Raw genomic sequence first — 23,205 nt, forward strand, 5'->3', positions numbered from 1 at the left:
GACGGGGGGCGGGGGGCGCCGGTCAGCCCTCCAGCAGGGACTGCCCCACGTATCCCCCCTCCTCGCAGCCGGGCGGGACGGCGAACACGGCCGAGCCCACAGCGGTCACCCACTCGTTGAGCAGGTCGAGTTCGTCCAGGCTCCGCTGGATGGGCACGAACTGGCGCACGGGATCGGCCTGGAACGCCGCGAACAGCAGACCGGCCTCCTCCCCGCCCGTTCCGCGCATGTCGTAGTTGTAGGCGCGGCGGAAGATCCGCTCCTCCGGGTCGCCGGTGACCGCCCTGCGCACGTGGGCGAACGCCGGGACGACCGTCAGCCCGGTGGCGTCGACGGCCGCCAGGTCCACCTCGTCGTGCTCGGACGCGCCCGTCAGGGGCGCGCCGCTGTCCAGCCGGCGGCCGATGACGGCCTCGCGGGCCGGCCGGTCCAGTTCGTCCCACGTGTCCAGGTGGGTGGCGATACGCCGGATCACCAGCCCCGTGCCGCCCTCCAGCCATGCCGGTCCGCCGCCGCCCCACACCAGGTGCTCGAAGTCCGCCGTCCCCGGTTCGGGGTTGACGGTGCCGTCGACCTGGCCCATCAGGTTGCGCATGGTCGTGCCGTCGGGCTGGGACCCGTGGGCCCGGCGGAACCCGCTCTGGGTCCACCGGGGCCGGGTGAAGGCCCGCGCGTCCTTGAGGAGCATCCGCACCGCGTGCGAGACCGTGAGGGGATCGTCCGCGCACACCTGTACCAGCAGGTCCGCCTCGCCCCACGCCGCGTCGAGCCGGTCGTGGCCGAACTCCGGCAGCGGTTCCAGCCAGTCCGGCACGGCGCCGGGGTCCACGCGTTCGACCAGGCCCCGTCCGAACCCGAACGTGGTGGTGAGCCGGGCCGGGACCTCCGCCAGCTCGGGCTCGGTGTCGGCCAGGGCGGGCTCGCCCCGGGCCAGGCGGGCGGCGTCGTCGCTGAGCAGCCGCATGAGCCGCCGGACCCCCTCCACGTCGACCTCCGGACCCAGGTCCAGCGCCACGAACGTGCCGTGCGCCTGGGGCGGGGTCTCCACCCCCGCCTGGTGGGGGCCGTGGAAGGGCACGGTCCTGGAGCCGTGGAGCGGGGGGTCCGCGGCCGGGTCGGGGCCGCCCTCCGACCGGCCGGCCCACGTGGCGGCCGCGGCTCCGGCGATCCCCGCCGCGCCGAGGCCCGCCGCCCCGCCCAGGATCAGGCGGCGGCGGCTCAGCGGCCCCGCGCCCGCACCGCGTTCCGGCATCAGTGGCCCCCGTCCCCGTGACCGCCGCCCTCGTACTCCTCGTTCGCCCCGGCGTACTCCTTCACGGGCGCGGTGAACTCGGCGGTGGAGCCGTCGGAGAACTCCACGGTCACGGTGGTCTCGTCGCCCGGCTCCAGGTCACGGGTGAGGTCCATGAGCATGATGTGGTCGGCGCCGGGCTCCAGGGGGAGACCGCCCCCGGCGGGGACGACGAACCCGCCGTCCTTCTCGCGCATGGTGGAGTCCGCGCCCTCGGTGACGACCTCGTGCAGTTCGACGGTGTCGGCGGCGTCGTGGGAGGCGGAGACGATGGTGACCTCCGCGTCCGAGCCGTTGGTGATCTCACCGAAGACGGCGGTCATGCCGTCGTCGGCGGTGGCGGCCTTGACCCAGGGGTCGGTGACCCCGAAGGAGTCGGCGGCGGTGGCGGCGGCCGTGGAGGGGGCGTCCTCGTCGGCGGCGCCGGTGGCGTCGGGAGAGGCCGCGGGACCTCCGCAGGCGGTCAGGGAGAGGGCGAGGAGGGCGGTGGCGGCCCACGTACGGGTCGGGTTCACGGGTGTTCGCTCCAGGTTCCGGGCCGCGCTCCCGCGGCCGTCCACCCCTGGTGTCGGATCCGCGGGCCGTTCGGTTCCCGGAGTCTGCGCGTTCCCCGCCGCCCGTCCGGCGCCCGGGCCCGCAGGGAAGGGCGGCCGGCCGCGGACGCCGCCTGCGGTTCCCCGCCGTGCCGCCTCCCGTAGGGGCGGCCGGCGCGGTCCCGCCCCGCCACGGCGGGGCAGGACCGGCGGGGGGAGCCGCGGGAGCCCGTCGGACGCGGGCCCGGAAAGAGCCGCGGACGCCGCCTCAGGGGCGCTTCGGCGCCCTCTTGCGCACCGTGATGCGCTTGGGGCCCCGGGCGTTCGCCCCGCCGCGCACCGTGATCTCCAGCAGGCCCTCGGCGTAGGAGGCCTCGATGTCCTCCTCCTTGACGCCCTCCGGCAGGCTGATCCTCCTGCGGAACGTGCCCATGAAGCGCTCGGACGTGTAGTAGACGACGTCGTCCTCGTCGCGGTGGCGCTCCCCGCTGATGCTGAGGATGCCGTCGTTGAAGCTCACCGACACGCCCTCCTCGTGCACCCCGGCGATCTCGCACCGGAGCACGAGGTCGTTCCCCCGGGCCAGGATGTCGGTCGGGGGACTCCACGCGTCCGAGTAGCCGCGCTCCTTGTCGCCCGCCTGCCCGCTCTCCAGCGAGGACATGCTGTCGGAGATCCGGTTCATCTCGCTGATCATGTCCACCACGCCGTGGAACGGGTTGTTGAACTTTCGGGGAGCCACAGGGGCCTCCTCTCTTCGCTTGCGGTGAGGGGGTCAGTCGGGGCGGGCGGGGCTCTGGGAGCCCCGGTCCTCCGCCCGGGACTGTTTCGGAGCCCCCGGTTTCGGTTCGGAGGCCAGCCCCTTGACCAGGCCCCAGACCATGAACAGCAGGATGACCGCGAAGGGCAGCCCCGTCACGACCGAGGCCGCCTGGAGGGCGGACAGGGCGTTGGTGCCGCCCAGGACCAGCAGGATCAGCGTGACCGCGCCCTCGCTGATGGCCCAGAAGGCGCGCTGGGCCTTGACCGGGTGCAGGTCGCCGCCGCTGGTGAGGGTGTCCACGACCAGCGATCCCGAGTCGGACGAGGTGATGAAGAAGACCGCCACCACGAGGATCAGGAGGACGGAGACGACCAGCCCGACGGTCTCCCCCATGGGCAGCAGGTCCATCAGGCGGAAGGCCCGGTCCTCCTCCGCGAGTTCGTTGAGCCCGCCGTCGCCGAACAGTTCGTAGTAGAGCCCGGACCCGCCGAACACGCCGAACCACAGGATGGACACGAGGACGGGGGCGAACAGCGCGCCCAGGACGAACTCGCGGATGGTGCGCCCGTAGGAGATGCGCGCGAGGAAGATGCCGACGAAGGGGGCCCAGGAGATCCACCACCCCCAGTAGAAGATGGGCCAGGTCGTCGTCCAGGACGCCGCCTGCTCGTCCACGAGGGGGCTGGGGAAGGACAGGCTCCAGGGGACGAGGTTGCCGAGGTACTCCCCGGCCCCGGTGGTCGTGATGCTGATGATCCACAGCTTCGGCCCGAACAGGAAGACGATCACCAGCAGCGCGAACGCGAGCCACAGGTTGATGACGGAGAGCCTGCGGATGCCCTTGTCGATGCCGGAGAGCACGCTCAGCAGGGCGATGCCCGTGATCACGACGATGATCACCGACTGGACCAGGGAGTTCGAGGGGATGCCGAAGACGTGGTTGAGGCCGCCGTTGATCTGGAGGGTGCCCAGGCCCAGGGAGGTGGCCAGTCCGAAGATCGTGCCGAACACGGCCAGGATGTCCACGAGGTTGCCGGGCCAGCCGAAGGCCCTGTCCCCCAGGAGGGGGTACAGGGCGGACGCGGGGCGCAGCGGCAGGCCCTTGCGGAAGGCGAAGTAGCCGAGGGAGAGGCCGAGGGCGATGTAGATCGCCCACGGGTGGAAGCTCCAGTGGAAGTAGCTGAGGGCGAGTGCCTCGCCCGCGGCCTCCGGGGGCGGGGGGCTCCCCTCCGGGGTGACGAACTCCGCGTCACGGGGCGAGTGCAGGTGGTGGATGGGCTCGGAGACCCCCCAGAACACCAGGCCGATGCCCATGCCGGTGGTGAAGAGCATGGCGAACCACGCCAGGGTGTTGAACTCGGGCCGGGAGTCGTCGGGGCCGAGCCGGACGGAGCCGAACCGGCTCAGCATGAGGACGATCGCGATGCCGAGGAAGAGCGACGTCGCGAGGACGTAGATCCAGCCGAGCTTCTCGCCGATCCAGTCGCGCGTGGCCGTCGCCGCTGACAGGAGGGGGTCGGTGGCCACGATGCCCGCGACGACGAAGGCGATGATGACGAGGCCGGACACACCGAAGACGGTGGGGTTGGTGTGTTGTCGGATGTACTGGCGTAGGGATGAGATGGGTGGCTCCTTCCCGGCCCCGGTGGGACGGGTGCGCCGTTGACTGGCCGGTCTCTGCAGCTCCTCCGGCCACGGACGTGTTTCCGTGGGATGGTAGGGGCGGAGCGCACCGGCGCAAAGGAACCGCGTGAACGCGGAGTGTTGGTGTTTTGAGCGTCATCGCGCATGGTGAGGTGATATGTCACCCCATGTCATCCTGCGGTGCTCGGGGAGGCTTCCGGGGCACCGGGGTCCACGACATCCTCGGCATGTCGTGTGCGGTGCCCGGGGGAGGCGGCTACCCGCGGCTCTCGGTGAGGTCGTCCAGGGTGGTGCCCACGCGGTCCAGCCAGCCCGTGATCACGGTCAGCTCCTCCAGCGTGTAGTCGGCGTGCAGGTCGGTCATCGCGGCGCGCATGCCGGGGGCGGTGGAGGCGGCCAGGCGCTCGGCTCCCGCGGTCAGCCGGACGGCGACCTTGCGTCGGTCCCGCGGATGGCGGGTGCGCTCCACGAGCCCGTGCGCCTCCAGCCGGTCGACGACCCCGGTCACCGAGCCGGTGGACAGGCAGAGGCTCTCGGCGATCTCGCCGGGGGTCATGGAACCGCTGACCCGCAGCAGCGTGTAGCACTGGAAGTCCGTGGGGTTCATGCCCGAGCTGTCCGCCATGCGGTGCAGCAGGCGGATCAGCCGCACGGCGAGTCGCTGCCCGTCGCTCTGGAGGGACTCGTAGAGTTCACCTCGCGACCGGCTCTCGGCATCCCCGTCGCGGGCGTCCAGGAGCCCGTCGGAGTGTGCGGCCGGAACGGCGTCCATGGTCTCTCTCTCGCGCTGGCGTGATCGGTTCGTCCGATCTCCCCTGTGAGTCTACGGGGCGCGGTGCCGGGGCCCTCCCGGTCGGCGGCCGTGTTCCCGGGGGCGGACATGGTTGGGACGCCGCACTTCGGGAAGTGTTTCGTTTAACAAGATTCACAGAATACGAGTCATTTCGGGAAGTCCGGAGGCACGACCCCGGGAGGAAGCCGTCAATCCGCTCCTGAACACCCACAGAGAAGGCCACGACGCCGCGGTCGGGGGACACCGCGCGGCGCTGGAGGACGCCCTGCGCCGCTACCTCCACCGGCGGCTCCGCGAGTCGGAGGGCATCGACGCGGGGTTCGGCCGCGACCTGGCGGGCGAGACCGTCCGCTTCACCCTCGCAGGGGGCAAGCGGATGCGGTCCCTGCTGGCCTGGTGGGGGTGGACGGCCGGCGGCGGGAACCCCGGCGGGGAGCGGGCCCGCTCCGCCCTCCAGGCCTGCGGGGCCCTGGAGCTCATCCAGACCTGCGCCCTCGTCCACGACGACGTGATGGACGGGTCGCCGACCCGCCGGGGCCGGCCCTCGGTCCACGCCCGCCACATGGCGGAGCACGAGGAGAACGGGCACAGCGGAGAGCCCCGGCGGTACGGCGAGGCGCTCGCCGTCCTGGTGGGGGACCTGGCGCTGGTCTGGGCCGACGACATGTTCGAGGAGGCGCTGGACGGCCTGTCCCGGCCGCGCGGGGCACGGGCGGTCTGGCGGGGCCTGCGCACCGAGATCATGGCGGGCCAGTTCCTCGACGTCCGCGCCCAGGCCGGACGCGACCGCTCCGAGGGGACCGCGCTGCGCGTGAACCTGCTCAAGACGGCGTCCTACAGCGTCGAGCGCCCCCTCCACCTCGGCGCGGCCATGGCCGGGGCGGACGGGGCCACGGTGGACGCCCTGCGCGGCTACGGACGGGACGTCGGAACCGCCTTCCAGCTCAGGGACGACCTCCTGGGCGTCTACGGCGACACCGCCCGGACGGGCAAACCCGTGGGCGAGGACATCAGCGAGGGCAAGTGCACGCTCCTCCTCGCGGCCGGCGTGCGGCTGGCCGGGGAGCGGGGGGACGCAGCCGCGAGCGACCTGCTCTCCCGTGTCGGAGCCGGAGCCGACCCCGCCGAGGTCGCCGACGCCCTGGATCGGCTCGGCGCCCGCGACCTGGTGCGGGGCCGGTGCCGGGAGCTGGCGGCACGGGGGGTCGGCAGGCTGGACGGGCTCGACCTGGACCCCGCCGTCCTGGAGGGCCTGCGCGGACTCGCCGCCCGGACCGGGACGGACCCGGTATGAGCGGCCGCACCCGGGCGGCGGGACGCGGACCGGCCCCCGGGGCCGGACGCGTGGTCGTCGTCGGCGCGGGGCTCTCCGGCCTGGCCTGCGCCCTGCACCTGCGGGGGGCGGGGCGCGAGGTCGTCGTCGTGGAGCGCGAACCGCACCCGGGCGGGCGCGCCGGACGGCTCGACCTGGACGGCTTCCGCCTCGACACCGGCCCCACCGTGCTCACCATGCCCGAACTCCTCGACGAGGCGCTCGCCGCCGTCGGCGAGAGCACCGCGGACAGGCTCGACCTCGTGCCGCTCAGCCCCGCCTACCGGGCGGCCTTCGCCGACGGCTCCGTGATCGACGTGCACACCGACCGCGAGGCCATGGCCGCCGAGGTGGCGCGCGTGGCCGGGGAGCGCGAGGCCGAGGGCTACCTCCGGCTGCGGGACTGGCTCACGAGGCTGTACCGGGTGGAGATGCGCTCGTTCATCGACGCGCGGTGCGACTCGCCGCTCGACCTGGTCCGGCCCGACCTGTTCCGGCTCGCGGCGCTGGGCGGCTTCGGCCGGCTGGCCCCGGCGGTCGGGCGCCGCGTCCGGGACGAGCGCCTGCGGCGGATCTTCTCCTTCCAGTCCCTGTACGCGGGGGTGGCGCCGGAGCGCGCCCTGGCGGCCTACGCCGTCATCGCCTACATGGACACGGTCGCCGGGGTGTACTTCCCCCGGGGAGGGATGCGCGCGCTCGGGGACGCCCTGGCCGGGGCGTTCACGAAGGCCGGGGGCGCCGTCCGCTACGGGGAGGCCGTCACCCGGCTGGAGCGGAGCGGCGACCGGGTCACCGCCGTGATCACCGAGGGGGGCGACCGCCTGGCCTGCGACCACGTCGTGCTCACCGCCGACCTGCCGGCCGCCCACCGCCTTCTCGGCCACGAGCCCCGCCGCCCGGTCCGGATCCGCCACTCGCCCTCCGCCGTCGTGCTCCACCTGGGCACCGACCGCACCTGGGACGCCCTGGGACACCACACCATCTCCTTCGGCGCGGCCTGGGAGAGCACCTTCTCGGAGATCATCCGGGAGGGGCGCACCATGAGCGACCCCTCCCTGCTCGTCACCCAGCCCACCCGCACCGACCCCGCGCTGGCGCCGGAGGGGCGGCACCTGCTCTACGTGCTCGCCCCGGCCCCGAACCTCGCCGCGGGGGACGTCGACTGGGACCGGGAGGGGCCGCGCTACCGGGACAGCCTGGTGCGGACGCTGGAGGAGCGGGGCCTCGACGGCCTGGACGCCTCGGTCCGGACCGAGCACCTCGTCACCCCGGCGGACTGGGCGCGCCAGGGGCTGGCCCACGGCACCCCGTTCTCCCTCTCGCACACCTTCGCGCAGACGGGGCCCTTCCGCCCGGGCAACACCGTCCCCGGCACCTCCAACGCGGTGCTGGCGGGCTGCGGGACCAGACCGGGCGTGGGCCTGCCGACCGTGCTGATCTCCGGGAAGCTCGCCGCCGCGCGGGTGCTGGCGGGGGGAGGGCGGCGATGAGGGGGACCGCGACCGCCGAACTCGACGCCGCCGGCATCGGCCCGGACCGGCTGCGCGGGGACTACCTGCTCTGCCGCGAACTCCACGCCCGCCACGGGCGGACGTACTTCACGGCGACGCGCGTCCTGCCGCCGGAACGGCGCCCCGGAGTACACGCGCTGTACGGGTTCGCGCGCTGGGTGGACGACATCGTGGACGAACCGGAGCCGGGTGAGACCGCCGCCGACGTGCGCGAACGGCTCGACGCCGTCGGCGCGGACCTGGGGCGCGCGCTGTCGGGCCGGGAGCCCCGGGAGCCCGTGCTGCGCGCCCTGGCGCACACCGTCGAGGGCTACGGACTGCCCGCCGGCTACTTCACCGCGTTCATGGACTCCATGCGCATGGACCTGGACGTCACCGGCTACCGCGACCTGGAGCACCTACGCGAGTACATGTACGGCTCGGCCGCGGTCATCGGGCTCCAGGTCCTGCCGGTCCTGGGGACGGTGGCGCCCCGGGCGGAGGCCGCCCCGCACGCGGCGGCGCTGGGCGAGGCCTTCCAGCTCACCAACTTCCTCCGCGACGTGGCGGACGACCTGGGACGGGGCAGGGTCTACCTGCCCGCGGACGTCCTGGGGGCGCACGGGGTGGACCGGGAACTCCTGGAGCACTGCGCGCGGGTACGGGCGCCCGACCGGCGCGCCCGTGCCGCCGTGGCCGACCTCGTCGAGGTCAACAGGGGGATCTACCGGGAGGCCGAACCCGGCATCGCGATGCTCTCCCCGGTGTCCCGCCCGTGTGTCGCCACCGCCTTCCGGCTCTACCGGGCGATCCTGGACGAGATCAGCGCGGCCGACTTCGACGTGTGGAGCACCCGCCACCGGGTCTCCGACGCCCGCAAGGTCGCCGCGGCCGTACCCGCCCTCGCACGATCCCTGCTCGCCCGCTCGGTGCCGCGCCCCCGCTCCGGCTGAGCGCGGCGCACACGCCCTGGAGGAGATTCCGTGACGCTGCCCGACCCCGAACCGCGGCGGCTTCCGCTGCGCAGGATGCCCGCCTTCGACTGGAGCCGTCAGAGGCCCACCTGGCGGGAGGGGTCGCCCGCCGTCATCGGTGCGGCTCTCAAGCGCGCCCTGGCCAGGCCGTCCGGCAACTGGTTCGTGCTGGCCGCCAGCAGTGAGGTGCGGGCCGACCGGCCCTTCGGCCGCGTCGTCGCCGGCGCCGAACTCGTGGCCTGGCGCACCCCGGACGGCGCCGCCCACGTTGGGCCGGGGGCGTGCCCGCACCTGGGGGCCCCGCTCTGCCGGGGCGCTGTGACCGGGGGGAACCTGGTGTGCCGCTGGCACGGTCTCTCCCTGGGGGCCGAGGGCTTTCCGGGGTGGAGCCCCTACCCGGTGCACGACGACGGGGTCCTCGTGTGGGTGCGCCTGGACCGGGAGGGCGGGGAGGAGCCCCTCGACGCGCCGGTCGTCCCCGAGCGTCCGGGGGCGGCCGCCTCGATCACGGCGGTGGAGAGCCTGGCGGGGAGGTGCGAACCGGAGGACGTGGTGGCCAACCGGCTGGACCCCTGGCACGGCTCCTGGTTCCACCCGTACTCGTTCGTGGGACTGACGGTGACCGAGGTGCCGGAGGGGCCCGACCCGGAACCGGACCGCATGGTGGTCGACGTGGGGTTCCGCGTGGCGGGCCGACTCGGGGTGCCGGTGCGCGCCGAGTTCACGTGCCCCGAGCCGCGCACCGTGGTCATGCGCGTCATCGAGGGGGAGGGGCTGGGGAGCGTGGTGGAGACCCACGCCACCCCGCTCGGCGTCGACGACCGCGGCGTACCGCGCACGGCGGTCGTCGAGGCCACCGTCGCCACGTCCGACCGGGTCGGGTTCGCCCTGGCCCGCAGGGTGGCGGGGGCGGTCGTGCGGCCCGCCATGCGCATGGCCGCGCGCCGCCTGTGGCGCGAGGACCTCGCCTACGCGGAGCGCCGGTACCTCCTGCGCTCCTCCGGCCGCTGGCCAGGCTGAGCCCTCCCGGCCCCGGTTCCCCGCGCGGCGGTGGCGACCGGCGTGCGGGCGCCGCCTCCGGTCCGGAGGCGGCGAGGCCCCTGCCCCGGGCGTCCGTCCCCCACCTGCGGTTCCCGGTCCGTCCCCGGTCCCGGAGCTCCGGTCCGCCCCCGGCCCGGATCAGCGCGGGGTGTGCCGGGCCCACCGCGCGAGGGAGCGCAGCGGAGCCGAACGGCCCTGCCGGGGCACCGTCCACACGGTGTGCCCCTCCCGCCCCCAGCGGGCCAGCAGGGCGTTGGCCGCCAGCAGGCCGCTGGTCGCCGCGCGCTCCATCAGGGCCACGGGCAGGTCCGTGCGCACGTGGTCCCCGGCCAGGACCAGGAACGGGTCGAGGGTGGCCACCCCGCACCGGTCGCGGTGGCTCCCGGGGGCGAACAGCGGGCAGTCCGCGCGCAGTTCGTGCCGGTCGTCCACCACGCCGGCCGCCCCCAGCTCCGGGTAGACGGCGGCGGCCTGCTCCCACAGCCGCACCCGCTCGCGCTCCGGATCGGCGTCCTCGGGCAGGGCGTAGGCGTGCAGCTCCACCACGGAGCCGCCGGTGCGCCGCGCCCACGCGCGGGCCTCGTCCTCGTAGCGTTCGAGCACGCTCACGTTGTCCAGGGTCGGATACCCCGCCGTGCCCAGGAACGCGGGCCGGTGCGGGCGCACGGGACGGTCGAGCCAGTAGCGCGACACCAGGAACGGGGGAGCGGACTCCAGGCGTGCCAGCCGGTCCCGCCACCGCGGGTCCCCCAGGTCCGGGGACCCCGCGACCAGGCGGCGGACCCCGGGGGGGTCGGCCGCCAGCACCACCCCGTCGAACTCCGCGTCCGGTCCGCCGTCCGGCCCGCACCGCACAGCGAACCTGCGCCCCCGGCCGGGCCGCACCCCCTCGACGGGGGCGCCGGTCCGGAAGCGCACGCCCAGCTTCGCCAGGCGGCGCTCCAGCGGATCCCACAGGGCCTGCGGGAACGGCGATCCCGGCACGTCGAACACCAGGCCCTCGGACGAGCCGAGGAAGTACAGGTGGAACATCACCGCCAGCTCGGCGGCCGACAGCCGGCCCGGATCGGCGAAGAAGCTCCGGGTGAACACCTCGAACGCGAGGTGCCGCGCCCTCGGCGGGAAGCGGACCGCCGTCAGCAGGTCCCGTGCGCTCAGGTGGTCGAGGCGCTCGTACACGCCCGGCACGTCGACGTCCAGCAGCTGCAGGGCGGCGGGCACGTTGACCCGGGCCAGGTCGCGCGGCGGAAAGCTCGGGCTGGTCGCGGCGAGGACCGCCGCGTTCCACGGAGGGGTCGGGGGCAGCCCCGAGAAGCGGTCGCGCGGTCCGTCGCGGTGCACCAGCGGGTAGTCGTCGAGCGGCACCAGCCCCTCCAGCGCCGGATCCGCGCGCCGCAACAGCCCGCGCAGGTTGTAGTACTGGCGGAAGAACGCGTGGAAGCCCCGGGTCATGGTGGCCGGCGACCCGTCGCGCAGCGTGGTCCCCCACCCCCTCAGCCGCCCGCCCAGGGTGTCCTCCCGCTCGTACACCACCACGTCCGTGTCGCGCTCGGCCAGGGCGCACGCCGCGGCCAGCCCGGCGATGCCGCCGCCGACCACGGCCACGCGGGGCGTCTCCTCCGGACGGGGCCCGGACGCGGGCGCGGGGGCGAGGGACTCCGCCAGCGGGTCCCGGACGTCCACCGGGCGGTCAGCGCCCATCGGCCGCACCCTCCGTCAGGGGGCGCCCGCCCGCGAACGTGTGCGTGAGCCCGTACTGCCAGCCCGGCAGCGGGGCGTCGGCCACCGACTCCAGGCCCGCGCGGCGCATGCGGTCCAGGAGCGCGGTTCGGCCGTCGAACTCCAGCACGCTCCGCCACAGGTAGCGGAACAGGTCGGCGCGTCCGGTCATGATCCGGCCCGCCGGGATCACGACCCCCCAGCACACCGCGGTCCACACGGCCCGTGCCGACGCCGAGTCGGCCACGGAGTACTCGTGCAGGACGAGCCTGCCGCCCGGCCTCAGCAGGGAGCGCGCCGTGGCCAGCAGGGCGTCGGGGTCGGGGCAGTTGCGGACCAGGTACGCGCCGAACACCGCGTCGGCGGGGCCTCCCAGGTGTTTCTCCGCCCACGCGGGCGTCAGCTCCTCGGCCCGCCCCCGGTGGAAGGACACCGAGTCCGGCCAGGGCTTGCCCCGGGCGGCGTCCAGCATCCCCCGGGAGGCGTCCACGCCCGCGATCCGGGCGGCCGGGGCCTCGCGCAGCAGGGCCGCGGTCGACGCCCCCGTGCCGCATCCCAGGTCGATCAGGCGCAGGCCCCGGCCCCGGTCGGGCAGTCCCAGCCGCCGCGCCGAGATCCGCAGATGGGCGTGGTAGCCGGGGTTGGCGGCGACCAGTCGGTCGTAGGCTCCTGCGGCGTGGTCGAACTCCCGGGTGACCGGGCCGTCCTTCATCGTCCGCGTGGTGGTGTCCACGGATCCCTCCCGGTGATGGCTGGGTGTTCGCGTGCTCGCGGCGGCCTCCCGGGGGCATGCTGGACGCATGGCCGACTACGACGTGGCGATCATCGGCGGGGGAGCCGCTGGGCTCACCCTGACCCACCGGCTCGGTGGTATCAACGACCGACGGGGACGCCCGCTGCGTGTCGCGCTCGTGGAGCCGCCGCCGGGGCCGCACACCCCTCCGCCACGCACGTGGTGCTTCTGGGAACCCGACGGCGGGCCCTGGGACGCGCTGCTGGCAGCCCGGTGGGACCGGCTGTCCGTGGTCGGGGCGGACGGGGCCGTCCACGCGTCCTCCGCAGCTCCGTACGTGTACAAGATGCTCAGGTCGGCCGACGTGGACGCGCACGTGCGCGCCTCGGCGGGCGGGCACGTGGACCAGCTCCCGCTCCTGGTGACCGGTGTCCGTGACGGTGAGGACCACGCCGAGGTCGAGGGGACCGGGCCCGGCGGCGAGCGGTCGGCGCTCACCGCCTCGTGGGTGTTCGACTCGCGACCTCCGCGGCCCTTCCCGCGCGGGCGGACCCATCTCCTCCAACACTTCCGCGGCTGGTTCGTGCGCGCGGGCCACGACGCCTTCGACCCGGGCTCGGCGGTGCTGATGGACCTGCGCCCGGCCCAGCCCGTGAACGGGGTCGCGTTCGGCTACGTGCTCCCGCTGTCCGCGCGCGAGGCCCTGGTGGAGTACACCGAGTTCGGCCGGGAGGCGCTCACCACCGCCGAGTACGAGAGCGCCCTAGTCCGGTACTGCGACCTACTCGGGCTGTCCGGGTTGGAGGTCACGGCGGCCGAGCAGGGGGTCATCCCCATGACCGACGCGCCGGTCCGGACCCGGGCGGGGCGCCGCGTGTTTCGGGTGGGCACGGCGGGGGGCGCGACCCGGCCCTCGACCGGGTACACGTTCAGCGGGGTGGGCCGCCAGGCGGACGCGGTGGCCCGCGCCCTGGCGCGGGGCCGGGTCCCCGTTCCGCCGGTGCCGCACCGGCGCCGCCACCTGGTGATGGACGCGGTCATGCTGCGGGCTCTGGACACGGGCCGGGTGCGGGGCGCGGAGTTCTTCTCGGGGCTGTTCGCGGCCAACCGCCTCGGGGACGTGCTGGCCTTCCTGGACGGGGGATCGCCCCTGCACAGGGAGTTGGCCATGGGGCTGAGCACGCCCGTCGCGGCGATGTCGCTGACCTCGGCCGAGCACGCCTGGCACGCGTTGCGCACAGGCCTGGTCCGCCGCCCCTGAGCCGGGACCGCGAGCCGTCGCCGTCCTCGTCCCCGCCCCCTTCCTCGCCCTCGTCAGCGTTCCAGCCGGGGAGCGCGGGCCGGGGCTCAGCCCGTGGCGAGCACCCGCACGGCGTCGGCCAGGGAGTTCAGATGCGCGTCCGCGAGGACCGCGCCCCCGTTCACCGAACGCCATCCCGGCCCGGCCGTGTACACGGCGGTGGACTGCGGCGATTCGGCCACCGCGCGCACCGTGCCCCGCAGGGCGGCGGCGTCGGCCGGGTCGCCCGCGTGGCACCAGAGCACGACGGCGCGCGGTCCGATGCGGCGCACCGTGCGCACGGTCGCCTCGACCGGGGTGCACGGACCGAGCATCCGGTGGGGCACACCGCGCTCCCGGAGGGCCGCGGCCAGGGCCTCCACCGGCAGGCCGTGCATCTCGTGCGGACCGCAGGCGAGGACGGTGGGCCGGGCGCTCGTCCACGTGCCGGGATCCGTGCCCGTTCCCGAGCCGGACCCCGGGTCGGTCTCCGTGGCGGGGCCCGTGCCCGATCCGCCGGGGGCGCGGGCGCGGCAGGGAGGGGGGACGCGGCGCAGGGCCGAGGACACGCACCACGAGAGCAGGTGCTCGACCTCCACGTAGCGCAGGGTGTCCTCCCACTTGCGCCCCATCCCGTACAGCAGCGGCATGGCGAGTTCCTCCCAGGCCGCCACCACGCCGTGGTGCAGAAGGGCCTCCTCCAGGAGCGATTCGACCAGGTCGGCGTCCAGGCGCATGGCGGCGCGCGCGATCCCCTGGAGGGTGGGCACGGCGTGGCCGAGCGGGAGGGTGTCCCCGCCGGGGCGGGGGGCCGGACCCGTGGGACCCGCACGGCGGCCCCCGTCGCCTTGGCCCCGCGCGCTGCCGACTCTCGCGGGGCCGGCCGCCGCGTCGGCGGAGCCCGCGCTCCCCTGCCCCTCGCCTCTCGGAGCCGGGACGCTCGGGCCCCGGTCGAGTGCCAGCCGGGCGGCCGAGGCGGGCGGAAGGCCCTCCCCGACCAGTCGGCACAGCTCGCGCAGGCGCGCGACGTCGGAGGGCGAGTAGCGGCGGTGGCCGCCCGGACTGCGCTCGCGGGGGCCGATCCCGTACCTGTGGTCCCAACTGCGCAGCGTGGAGGGGGCGACCCCGAGCAGGCGGGCGGTCGCCCCTGGAGTGAGTGCGTCGGACATGGCGCCCCAAGCGTTGCGAAAGCGACGCGACTTGTGGTGTGCGCCACTCACACACGACTCTAGCTGGGAGGACACCGAAAGGGGCAGCACCATGGATCTGGACACCGGACGTCCGGCCGACCGCCGTCTCGGCGTGGTCTACAGAGTCGGGGCGGGACTCACGGGCCTGGTACTCATCGGTTTCGGGATCGCGGGCCTGCTGGTCCGCCTCCCGCTGTTCGACACCCGGGGGGAGGTGATCGCGGGTCTGTCCACCAACGGCGCGCTCAGTTTCCTCTCGATCGCGATCGGCTCGCTGCTGCTCGGCGCGGCCGTACTGGGCGGCTCGTTCGCCTCGACCGTCTGCACGGTGGTGGGCCTGGCGTTCGTGGCCAGCGGACTGGTCAACCTCTACCTCATGAGCGCGGGACCCAACATCCTGGCGTTCTCGATGCCCAACGTCATCTTCAGCTTCGTGGTCGGGATCATGGTGATGACCTTCGGCATGTACGGCCGCGTCGGCGGCAACCTCCCCGGCGACAACCCGTACCGCAGGATCCGCGCGGAGCGGCGCGAGCGCCGCCGCCACGGCCGTGACCAAGGCCGGGACCACGGCCGGGACGGCGGCGGGGCGCACCGCCCCGGCGCGATCGGGGCGAACGGATGACGGGGGACCGCCGCACCGTGGTGACCGGGGCGACCGGGTACATCGGCGGACGGCTCGTGCCCGAGCTGCTGGCGGCAGGGCACGCCGTCCGCTGCCTCGTGCGCACCCCGGAGAAGCTCCGCGACGTCGACTGGAGGAGCGATGTCGAGGTGGCACGGGCAGACGTCGTCTCCGGCGACGGGCTGGACGAGGCGCTGAGGGGCGTCGACACGGCCTACTACCTGGTCCACTCGATGTCGGGGGGACGCGACTTCGAGAGCGTCGACGCGCAGGGAGCCACGAACTTCGCCCGCGCGGCCGAGAGGGCGGGCGTGCGTCGGCTGGTCTACCTGGGCGGACTCGTTCCCGAGGAGGGCCGCCTGTCCGCGCACATGGCGTCGCGCACGCAGGTCGGCGACATCTTCCTGGAGTCGGCGGTGCCCGCCGTCGTGCTCCGCGCGGCGGTGATCATCGGATCGGGCTCGGCGTCCTTCGAGATGTTGCGCCACCTCACCGAGCGACTGCCGGTCATGACCACGCCCCGATGGGTGCGCAGCCGTGTCCAGCCGATCGCGGTCCGGGACGTGCTCAGGCTACTGGTGGGGGCCGCGGAGCTGCCCGAGGGGACCAACCGCGTCTTCGACATCGGGGGTCCGGAGGTCCTGACCTACGCGCAGATGATCCAGCGCTACGCCGGGGCCGCGGGCATCGCCAAGCGCGTGATCGTCCCGGTGCCGGTGCTCTCCCCGGGGCTCTCCAGCCTGTGGGTCGGCCTCATCACGCCGGTGCCGCCCGCGATCGCCCGACCGCTGGTGAACTCGCTGCGCCACGACGCGGTCGCTGGGGAGGACGACCTGTCGGACCAGCTGGACGACCACCAGCGGATCGCTTTCGACGGCGCGGTGCGGCTCGCACTGCGGCGGGTGAACGAGTCGAGGGTGGACACGCGGTGGTCGTCGGCCGCCTGGCCGAGCGCGCCGTCGGACCCGCTGCCCACGGACCCCGACTGGACCGGCGGCAGCCTGTACACGGACGTCCGCGCCCGGTACGTCGACGCCGCGCCCGAGGACCTGTGGCGGGTGGTCGAGGGGATCGGCGGCGATCACGGGTGGTACTCCTGGCCGCTGGCCTGGGCGGCGCGCGGGTGGATCGACCTCGCGGTCGGGGGGGTGGGACCGCGAAGGGGACGGCGCGACCCGTTCCGGCTGAGGGTGGGCGACTCCCTGGACTTCTGGAGGGTCGAGGAGGTCGTGCCGGGCAGGCTGCTCCGGCTCAGGGCGGAGATGCGGCTCCCCGGCCCGGCCTGGCTGGAGATGGGCGTGGCGCGGGTGGGGGACCGCACGGTCTACCACCAGCGGGCGCTCTTCCATCCCCGGGGTCTCCTCGGTCACCTGTATTGGAAGGCCGTCACCCCGTTCCACGGGATCGTGTTCGGGTCCATGGCGGCCAACATCGCCGCCCAAGCCGAGCGGACCGCTGGACGGAAGGGCGTCGGCTGAACCGCACACCCGTACCGTCCCGTCGTCGCCCGCGCTGGCCAGCCTCTGCCCGTCAGGGTCGAACACCACCGACCACACCCAGTCGTCGCGGCCAGCGCGGTCGTGGAGTACCCCCAGGACGCCGACGGCACCTGGCGCGACCACACCGGCGCACAGGCCAAAGACGCGGACGAGTTCAAGGGGCCGACCCCGGACCAGATCGCCCAGGAACTGGCCACCCGGGAGCGCATGCTGGACGAGCTGGCCTCCCGACCCGACCGGGTCCACGCGGCGGCAGCCGCTGCCAGGAATGAACCACCCCGAGAAGACCCTCCTGCGGCTCCTGACCGACCTGACGCTGGAGTACACCCAGATCACCGCCCCGACGGGGGCCCGGTGACGTTCTCCGGCGGGGAGAAGGCCCAGATGAGCGGGTCTCGATGTCGATCTGGCGCTACCCCCGCCACGAGTGCGGCTACCGCCGAGGGTGACCGCGGCGGTCCGGGGGTTCGCCCTACCGGGCCGCCGCGGCCCACCCGCCTCCCCTCGTGGAACCGGGGGCTTCACCCCGTCCCTCCTTCTCTCCTGTCCCTTCCCCGGGCCCACCGCACGGCCGTTCGGAGCGGACCCGCGTCGCAAGTAACTCGAAATCCAAGATACTCTTATTGCGAGTGAAAAATCGATGGCAACGGAAGGACGCCACCCGTGCGCAAGGACAACGGCCGACCACCCCGACGCACCCGCTGGTGGGCCGGCGCGGCACTGCTGATCACCCTCGTGTGGCTGTTCGGCGCAGGCCCCCTCGGCATGTTCCTGGGCAGGCTCGGCGAGGTGCAGACCAACGACCCCGGGGCGTTCCTGCCGGTGGGCGCCGAGTCCACCGAGGTCTCCGAGATCGCCGAGGGGTTCGACCGCGAGGAGGCCGTCCCGGCGGTGGTCGTCTACTCGGGGGGCGGTGACATCGCCGAGGACGACCTGGCCGCCATCGCCGGGGTCGGGGAGCGGGTGGCCGGCGAACCCTGGGCCGCCGGCCCGGTGATCGGACCCTTCCCCGGAACGGAGGACCCCTCCGTCGCCCAGTTCACCGTGGCGATCGACCCGGGGCACGACACCGGCGACGCGGTCGCCGAGCTCCGCGCGCTCCTCGCCGACGACCCGGTCCCCGGGCTCCAGGCACAGGTCACCGGCCCGGCCGGGTACGCGGCCGACCTCACCGCGGCCTTCGGCGGCATCGACTCGACCCTGCTCGTCGTGGCGGTCTCCGCCGTCCTGGTCATCCTCGTGGCCGTCTACCGGTCGCCCCTGCTGCCGGTCCTGGTCGTCCTCGCCTCCCTGCTGGCCCTCGGCCTGTCCGGGGCGCTCGTCTACCTGGCCGCGGACACCGGGCTGGTCAGCCTCAACGGGCAGAGCCAGGGCATCCTGTTCATCCTGGTCGTCGGTGCGTGCACCGACTACGCGCTCCTCCTCGTGGCCCGCTACCGGGAGGAGCTCACCACGCGCGAACGCGTCCCCGAGGCCGTCCTGGCCGCGGTGCGCGGAGTGACCGGGCCGGTCCTGGCCTCCGGGGGGACCGTCATCCTCGGCCTGCTCTGCCTGCTCGCGGCCGACCTGGCGTCCACCCGCAGCCTGGGCCCGGTCGTGGCCATCGGCGTCGCCGCGGCCCTGTTCTCCGCCATGACCTTCCTGCCCGCCGTGCTCGCCCTCTGCGGAAGGGCGGTCTTCTGGCCGTCCGCCCCGCGCCGGCCCGGTGACGGCGCGGCGGCCGGGGACGGGCCGGGGGAGGAGGGCCTCGACGCGGTCATCGCGAGGCACCGCTTCTGGGGCCGGATCGCCGGAACGGTCTCGCGCCGTCCCCGCGCCTACTGGATCGGTACCACCGTCCTGCTGGCGGCGGCGGCCGTGTTCGCCCCCCAGTTCGACGCCGGGGGAACCGGCCAGTCCGAGGTGTTCCGCACGCAGGTCGAGGCGGTAGAGGCCCAGGAGGAGCTCACCCGGGGCTTCGGTCCCACCAGTGGGGCGGCCCCCGCCCTCGTGGTCGCCGACGCCGACCGGCTCGACGAGGTCGTCGCCGCTGCGGAGGACCTCCCCGAGGTGGAGGAGGCGGTCGCGGTGACCGAGCCCGGACCGCCCGGGGCCGACGCCCCGCCGCTGGTGGAGGACGGGCGCGTCCTGGTCGAGGTGACCCTCTCCGTTCCCCCGGAGTCGTCCGAGGCGGTCTCCGCCGTCGGCGGCCTCCGCGACGCCCTGCGGGGGGTCGAGGGCGCCGACACCCTGGTCGGCGGTGTGACCGCCACCGACCTGGACACCCTGGAGACCGCCCAGCGCGACTTCGCCGTGGTCGTCCCCCTCGTCCTGGTCGTGGTCTTCCTCGTCCTGATCCCGCTGCTGCGCTCCCTGGTGGCTCCGCTGCTGCTGATGGCGGCCAACGTGCTCTCCTTCGCCGCCGCGCTCGGCGTGGGCACGCTGGTCTTCGAGCACCTGCTCGGCCTGCCCGGAGCGGACCCGGTGGTCCCGCTGTTCGCGTTCGTGTTCCTCGTCGCGCTGGGCATCGACTACAGCATCTTCCTGATGTCCCGGGCCAGGGAGGAGACCCTGGTCCACGGGCACCGGGAGGGCGTGCTGAGGGCGCTCACCGTCACGGGGGGCGTGATCACGTCGGCCGGGGTGGTCCTGGCCGTGACCTTCGCGGCGCTGGCGGTGATCCCGCTGCTGTTCCTGCTCCAGCTCGCGTTCCTGGTGGCGTTCGGCGTGCTCGTGGACGCCCTGATCGTCCGCACCCTGCTGGTGCCCGCGCTGTCCCTGGACGTGGGACCGCGTGTGTGGTGGCCGGGGCGGGCCGGCAGGCCGGCCGTGGCCGCCGGGACCGCCCCGGCGGACCGGCGGGGATAGGGTCCGCGGTCTCCGGGCCCCGGGGCTCCCCGGGGCCCGGAGACCGGTGGGGGCGGACGGCCGCCGGAGGTCCCCGCCGGCTCGTGGCCGGCCGGAACCGGTGCCGGTCGGGCGTGGGGGACCCCGGCCCGGACGGTCCTGTACCCCTGGCCGGTGTCGGAGCCCGGCCTCGCCTGCGGCGCAGGACCGCGGGGGAGGGGCCGCGCGCCCCTCGGTCCCCGACGGCTAGAGGGCGTCGCCGGGGATGGCGCGGTAGGCGTCGGCCAGTCTGCGGATCAGGGCCGACTGCGGCAGGTGGACCCCGTCGATGGAGGTGACCGGCCGCACGCCCGTGGCGGCGTTGGTGACGAAGGCCCCCGACACGCGGGTGCTCGCGGCCCCGGCGACGGGCCGGGTGGACACGGGGATCCGCAGGGAGTCGGCGGCGCGGTCCACCAGGCGGGCCGTCACCCCGGGCAGGCAGGGGGCCTGGGGCCACACCACGCCGCCGCCGTCCAGGAACGCGATGTTCCAGGTGGGGCCCTCCGACACGCGCCCGTCGACCCCGGTGAAGAGGGCGTCGTCGAACCCGTCCAGCTGGGCCGAGCGCCGCTGGCGGATCGCCCCGAACATCCCGGTGCCCTTGACCCGGGGGGTGTCCCGGGCGAACAGCCGGGTGCCCAGGCGGAGCGGCGCCGGGGGCCCGTCCGGGGCCGGGGCCGGCCGGGTGGTGACCAGGATCTGCGGAGGCCGCCGCGAGGCCGGGCGGGCGAGGTCCATGCCGGGGTCGAACACCGTCACCCGTACCACGGAGGGCGACGGGTGCGCGCGTGCCGACCTCCGGGCCAGTTCGCGGACCCGGAGGACGTCCAGCTCGGTGCCGAACAGGGTCCGGCAGTCCCGGGTCAGCCGCTCCATGTGCAGGTCGAGGCCGCGCACCCGCAGGTCGGTGACGAGCATGGTCGTGAAGTGGCCGTACCCGTACAGGGCGAGGCCCGCGATTTCCCCGATGCCGACGGGGCGTCCGTTCAGTTCCATCGGGTCCTCATTCTGGCACTTCGGGACCTCCGTCACGCGGCTTTCCCGAGACCTGTGGACAATTCATCCCAAGTCGGCGGCGGTCCGAGGCTGTCCGGGGGGGACTCGGATCCCCCGCCCCCGGAGGCGCCGGGGGCGGGCGGCGCCGGGGCGTGGTTCAGTGGTTCAGGCGTCCCGCTCCCGGGCGGTGAAGGCCGTGACGAGCTGGTGCTCGGAGGTGTCGAGGTAGGCGGCCAGCTCGTCGGCGGCCCCCGTCACGTCCCCCGCGGCCAGCAGGGTGTGGATGCGCCGGTTCCAGTCCAGGTAGGGGGCGTGGAACTCGCGGGGGGCGTCCATGACGTGGAAGACGAGGCGGGTCTCGGCGAGCACCTGGCTCATGAACTCGTTGACCCGGGCGCTCCCGGCGAGCCCGGCCAGGGCCTGGTGGAAGCGCATGTTGGCGGTGCCCATCTCCTTCCACCGCTCCCGGTCGCGGGCGGCCTCGCCCTCGTCCACGGCGGAGCCGACCGCGCGCACGGCCTCCTCCCCGGGGCGTACCGCGCCCCGCAGTGCGGGGAGTTCGAGGACGCGGCGCGTCCTGAACAGGTCGCGGACGTCTTCGCTGGTGGGGTGGGCGACGAACACTCCCCGGTGCATCTGGTGCACGAGCAGGCGCTCGCGGACCAGCAGCCGGAAGGCCTCGCGGAGGGTGTTGCGGGAGACGCCCAGCTCCTCGCACAGCCTCTCCTCGGAGAGGCGCTGCCGCGGGGGGTAGGCGCCGTCGATGAGGGACTCGCGGAGCAGTTCGGCGACACGCTCGGCCTGGGTGGGCAGCGGTGGCAGGGGGCGCCTGCGGCCGGGGGTCCGGTCGGTGTGGGCGTCCGTGGCCGTCACATGTGCTCCTCGGGGGTGCGTTCGGTTACTCCATTGTGACCGACCCGCCGGTCCTCTGGGGAGGCGGGTCTTCCAAGGCATCCGTTCGTCGGATGAATGGACCTATTACTGGCGGGCTTGTGGAACACCCCTGGGGCGTAGAGGGCTGAGTGTGGTCCTCGGTAACAGCAGTGACCTGGGATTTTTGCTTACGCCACCTTTACTCGTCTCGTAGGATTGAAGTATTGTTCAACAATCCAACGACGGCGTGGTCGATCATCGCGCCACGGCACGCTTCTCGCACTCCCTGGAGAGTCCCATGGGCGACATGCCCCCCGCGCCCCCCAAGGTGCGCCCCCGGCTCGGGCGGATCACGGTGAGCAGCACCCTGCTCGGTGCGATGTTCCTCATGGCCACCAGCGCCATCGGCCCCGGTTTCATCACCCAGACCACGACCTTCACCGCGCAGCTCGGCGCGACCTTCGCGTTCGCGATCCTCCTGTCGATCCTCGTCGACATCGCCGTCCAGCTGAACATCTGGAGGGTCATCGGCGTCGCCGACATGCGCGCGCAGGACCTGGCCAACAAGGTGCTGCCCGGCGCGGGCTACCTCCTGGCCGCCCTGATCGTCTTCGGCGGCCTGATCTTCAACGTCGGCAACCTCGCGGGCACGGGCCTCGGCCTGGACGCCATGCTCGGGTTCGACCCGAGGATCGGCGCCGTCCTCTCCGCGCTCCTGGCCGTCGTCATCCTCGGCGTGAAGAAGCTGGGCGTCGCCCTCGACCGCATCCTGATCGTCCTCGGCGTCGGGATGATCGCCCTGACCCTGTACGTCGCGATCGTCTCCCGGCCCCCGGTCGGCGAGGCCCTGCGCCAGTCCGTCATGCCGGACCAGCTCGGCACGGACGTCTTCCTCGCCGCCGTCACCATCATCGGCGGCACCGTCGGCGGCTACATCACCTACGCGGGCGTCCACCGCCTCGTCGAGGCGGGCCAGGGCGGCCAGGAGAACGCCGGCGCCATCACCAAGACCTCCGTCACCGGCATCATCGTCACCGGCGTCATGCGGGTCCTGCTCTTCCTCGCCATCCTCGGCGTCGTCAGCGGCGGCGCCGCCATCATGGAGGCCCCCAACCCCTCGGCCGAGGCCTTCTACCAGGCCGCGGGCGAGGTCGGCATGCGCCTGTTCGGCATGATCATGTGGGCCGCCGCGGTCAGCTCCGTCATCGGCGCCTCCTACACCTCGATCTCCTTCGTGACGACCTTCCACCCCTGGCTGGAGAAGCGCCGCGGTGTCCTGGTCACGGTGTTCATCGGCATCTCGCTGGCGATCTTCCTGCTGTCGGGCCAGGCCCCGAACACGCTGCTGATCCTCGCCGGCGCGCTCAACGGCGTCATCCTCCCGGTCGGCCTCGGCATCATGCTGTGGGTCGCGGCCCGCCGCTCCCACGACCTCCTGGGCGGTTACCGCTACCCGCGCTGGCTGATCGCGATCGGCGCGGCCGCCTGGCTGCTCACCGTGTACATGGCCGTCAACTCCCTGGGCGGCATCGCCGCCCTCTGGCAGTAGAGACCCGGGGGGCGCGGCGCGGCGAGGGCCCGC

19 protein-coding genes and 1 pseudogene are annotated in these 23,205 nt (G+C 74.3%); 9 read left to right on the top strand and 11 right to left on the bottom strand.

What is annotated here, in order from left to right; translation table 11 throughout:
* Positions 1–22: 22 nt before the first annotated feature.
* From ACWGL3_RS05445 to ACWGL3_RS05465, 5 genes are all read right to left on the bottom strand, one after another.
* Positions 23–1,252, bottom strand: coding sequence for a Dyp-type peroxidase (locus ACWGL3_RS05445; protein ID WP_267948455.1), 1,230 nt, complete (start codon positions 1,250–1,252; stop codon positions 23–25).
* On the bottom strand, positions 1,252–1,806 hold the full coding sequence (locus tag ACWGL3_RS05450) for a copper chaperone PCu(A)C (protein WP_267948456.1): 555 nt from the start codon (positions 1,804–1,806) through the stop codon (positions 1,252–1,254). Before ACWGL3_RS05450 ends, ACWGL3_RS05445 begins: the two co-directional genes overlap by 1 nt.
* Before the next feature lie 286 nt (positions 1,807–2,092).
* Positions 2,093–2,566, bottom strand: coding sequence for an Hsp20/alpha crystallin family protein (locus ACWGL3_RS05455; protein WP_267948457.1), 474 nt, complete (start codon positions 2,564–2,566; stop codon positions 2,093–2,095).
* Positions 2,567–2,599: 33 nt separating this feature from the next.
* Positions 2,600–4,156: a BCCT family transporter gene (locus ACWGL3_RS05460; RefSeq protein ID WP_267948458.1), complete on the bottom strand. Its 1,557-nt coding sequence runs from the start codon at positions 4,154–4,156 to the stop codon at positions 2,600–2,602.
* 331 nt (positions 4,157–4,487) lie between these two features.
* On the bottom strand, positions 4,488–5,003 hold the full coding sequence (locus ACWGL3_RS05465; protein WP_267948459.1) for a MarR family winged helix-turn-helix transcriptional regulator: 516 nt from the start codon (positions 5,001–5,003) through the stop codon (positions 4,488–4,490).
* Positions 5,004–5,223: 220 nt separating this feature from the next.
* Between ACWGL3_RS05465 and ACWGL3_RS05470 the strand changes: the two genes are divergently transcribed.
* From ACWGL3_RS05470 to ACWGL3_RS05485, 4 genes are read left to right on the top strand one after another with little or no spacing between them, the layout of a single operon-like run.
* Positions 5,224–6,318: a polyprenyl synthetase family protein gene (locus tag ACWGL3_RS05470; protein ID WP_267950270.1), complete on the top strand. Its 1,095-nt coding sequence runs from the start codon at positions 5,224–5,226 to the stop codon at positions 6,316–6,318.
* Positions 6,315–7,826, top strand: a complete 1,512-nt coding sequence (gene crtI, locus ACWGL3_RS05475; RefSeq protein WP_267948460.1) for a phytoene desaturase family protein — start codon at positions 6,315–6,317, stop codon at positions 7,824–7,826. Before ACWGL3_RS05470 ends, crtI begins: the two co-directional genes overlap by 4 nt.
* A complete protein-coding gene (locus tag ACWGL3_RS05480; RefSeq protein WP_267948461.1) occupies positions 7,823–8,779 on the top strand; it encodes a phytoene/squalene synthase family protein in 957 nt (318 codons plus the stop codon). Before crtI ends, ACWGL3_RS05480 begins: the two co-directional genes overlap by 4 nt.
* A gap of 30 nt (positions 8,780–8,809) precedes the next feature.
* Entirely contained in the window at positions 8,810–9,820 is a 1,011-nt protein-coding gene (locus ACWGL3_RS05485) for a DUF5914 domain-containing protein (RefSeq protein WP_267948462.1), read from the top strand.
* A 159-nt stretch (positions 9,821–9,979) separates the two neighbouring features.
* Here ACWGL3_RS05485 and ACWGL3_RS05490 read toward each other — a convergent pair whose 3' ends face one another.
* Both ACWGL3_RS05490 and ACWGL3_RS05495 read right to left on the bottom strand, forming a co-directional pair.
* Positions 9,980–11,542: an FAD-dependent oxidoreductase gene (locus tag ACWGL3_RS05490; RefSeq protein WP_267948463.1), complete on the bottom strand. Its 1,563-nt coding sequence runs from the start codon at positions 11,540–11,542 to the stop codon at positions 9,980–9,982.
* Positions 11,532–12,272, bottom strand: coding sequence for a class I SAM-dependent methyltransferase (locus ACWGL3_RS05495; protein WP_431061517.1), 741 nt, complete (start codon positions 12,270–12,272; stop codon positions 11,532–11,534). The genes ACWGL3_RS05490 and ACWGL3_RS05495 overlap by 11 nt, the downstream gene beginning before the upstream one ends.
* A gap of 88 nt (positions 12,273–12,360) precedes the next feature.
* On the opposite strand from ACWGL3_RS05495, the gene ACWGL3_RS05500 reads away from it, so the two are divergent.
* Positions 12,361–13,554, top strand: coding sequence for a lycopene cyclase family protein (locus tag ACWGL3_RS05500; RefSeq protein WP_267948465.1), 1,194 nt, complete (start codon positions 12,361–12,363; stop codon positions 13,552–13,554).
* 86 nt (positions 13,555–13,640) lie between these two features.
* Here the strand turns inward: ACWGL3_RS05500 and ACWGL3_RS05505 are convergent, their stop codons facing one another.
* Positions 13,641–14,741, bottom strand: a complete 1,101-nt coding sequence (locus ACWGL3_RS05505) for a MerR family transcriptional regulator (protein ID WP_267948466.1) — start codon at positions 14,739–14,741, stop codon at positions 13,641–13,643.
* Positions 14,742–14,832: 91 nt separating this feature from the next.
* Between ACWGL3_RS05505 and ACWGL3_RS05510 the strand changes: the two genes are divergently transcribed.
* Complete coding sequence (locus ACWGL3_RS05510; protein WP_267948467.1) at positions 14,833–15,387, top strand: DUF4383 domain-containing protein; 555 nt, start codon at positions 14,833–14,835, stop codon at positions 15,385–15,387.
* Positions 15,384–16,865 (top strand): SDR family oxidoreductase, encoded by a 1,482-nt coding sequence (locus tag ACWGL3_RS05515; RefSeq protein ID WP_267948468.1) that lies wholly within the window; start codon positions 15,384–15,386, stop codon positions 16,863–16,865. The genes ACWGL3_RS05510 and ACWGL3_RS05515 overlap by 4 nt, the downstream gene beginning before the upstream one ends.
* Positions 16,866–16,883: 18 nt before the next feature.
* Here the strand turns inward: ACWGL3_RS05515 and ACWGL3_RS05520 are convergent.
* Positions 16,884–17,132: pseudogene (locus tag ACWGL3_RS05520) on the bottom strand (hypothetical protein); the annotation flags it as partial.
* Positions 17,133–17,549: 417 nt separating this feature from the next.
* Here ACWGL3_RS05520 and ACWGL3_RS05525 point away from each other — a divergent pair.
* Positions 17,550–19,733 (top strand): MMPL family transporter, encoded by a 2,184-nt coding sequence (locus ACWGL3_RS05525; RefSeq protein ID WP_267948469.1) that lies wholly within the window; start codon positions 17,550–17,552, stop codon positions 19,731–19,733.
* Between the two features lie 225 nt (positions 19,734–19,958).
* Here ACWGL3_RS05525 and ACWGL3_RS05530 read toward each other — a convergent pair whose 3' ends face one another.
* Positions 19,959–20,750: an aminotransferase class IV family protein gene (locus ACWGL3_RS05530; RefSeq protein WP_267948470.1), complete on the bottom strand. Its 792-nt coding sequence runs from the start codon at positions 20,748–20,750 to the stop codon at positions 19,959–19,961.
* A gap of 165 nt (positions 20,751–20,915) precedes the next feature.
* Positions 20,916–21,623 carry a GntR family transcriptional regulator gene (locus ACWGL3_RS05535; protein ID WP_267948471.1) on the bottom strand — a complete coding sequence of 236 codons (708 nt, stop codon included), beginning with the start codon at positions 21,621–21,623 and terminating at the stop codon, positions 20,916–20,918.
* A gap of 298 nt (positions 21,624–21,921) precedes the next feature.
* On the opposite strand from ACWGL3_RS05535, the gene ACWGL3_RS05540 reads away from it, so the two are divergent.
* Entirely contained in the window at positions 21,922–23,172 is a 1,251-nt protein-coding gene (locus ACWGL3_RS05540; protein ID WP_267948472.1) for an NRAMP family divalent metal transporter, read from the top strand.
* The last annotated feature ends 33 nt before the right edge of the window (positions 23,173–23,205 follow it).

It is taken from the genome of Nocardiopsis sp. NPDC055824, from assembly GCF_053616335.1.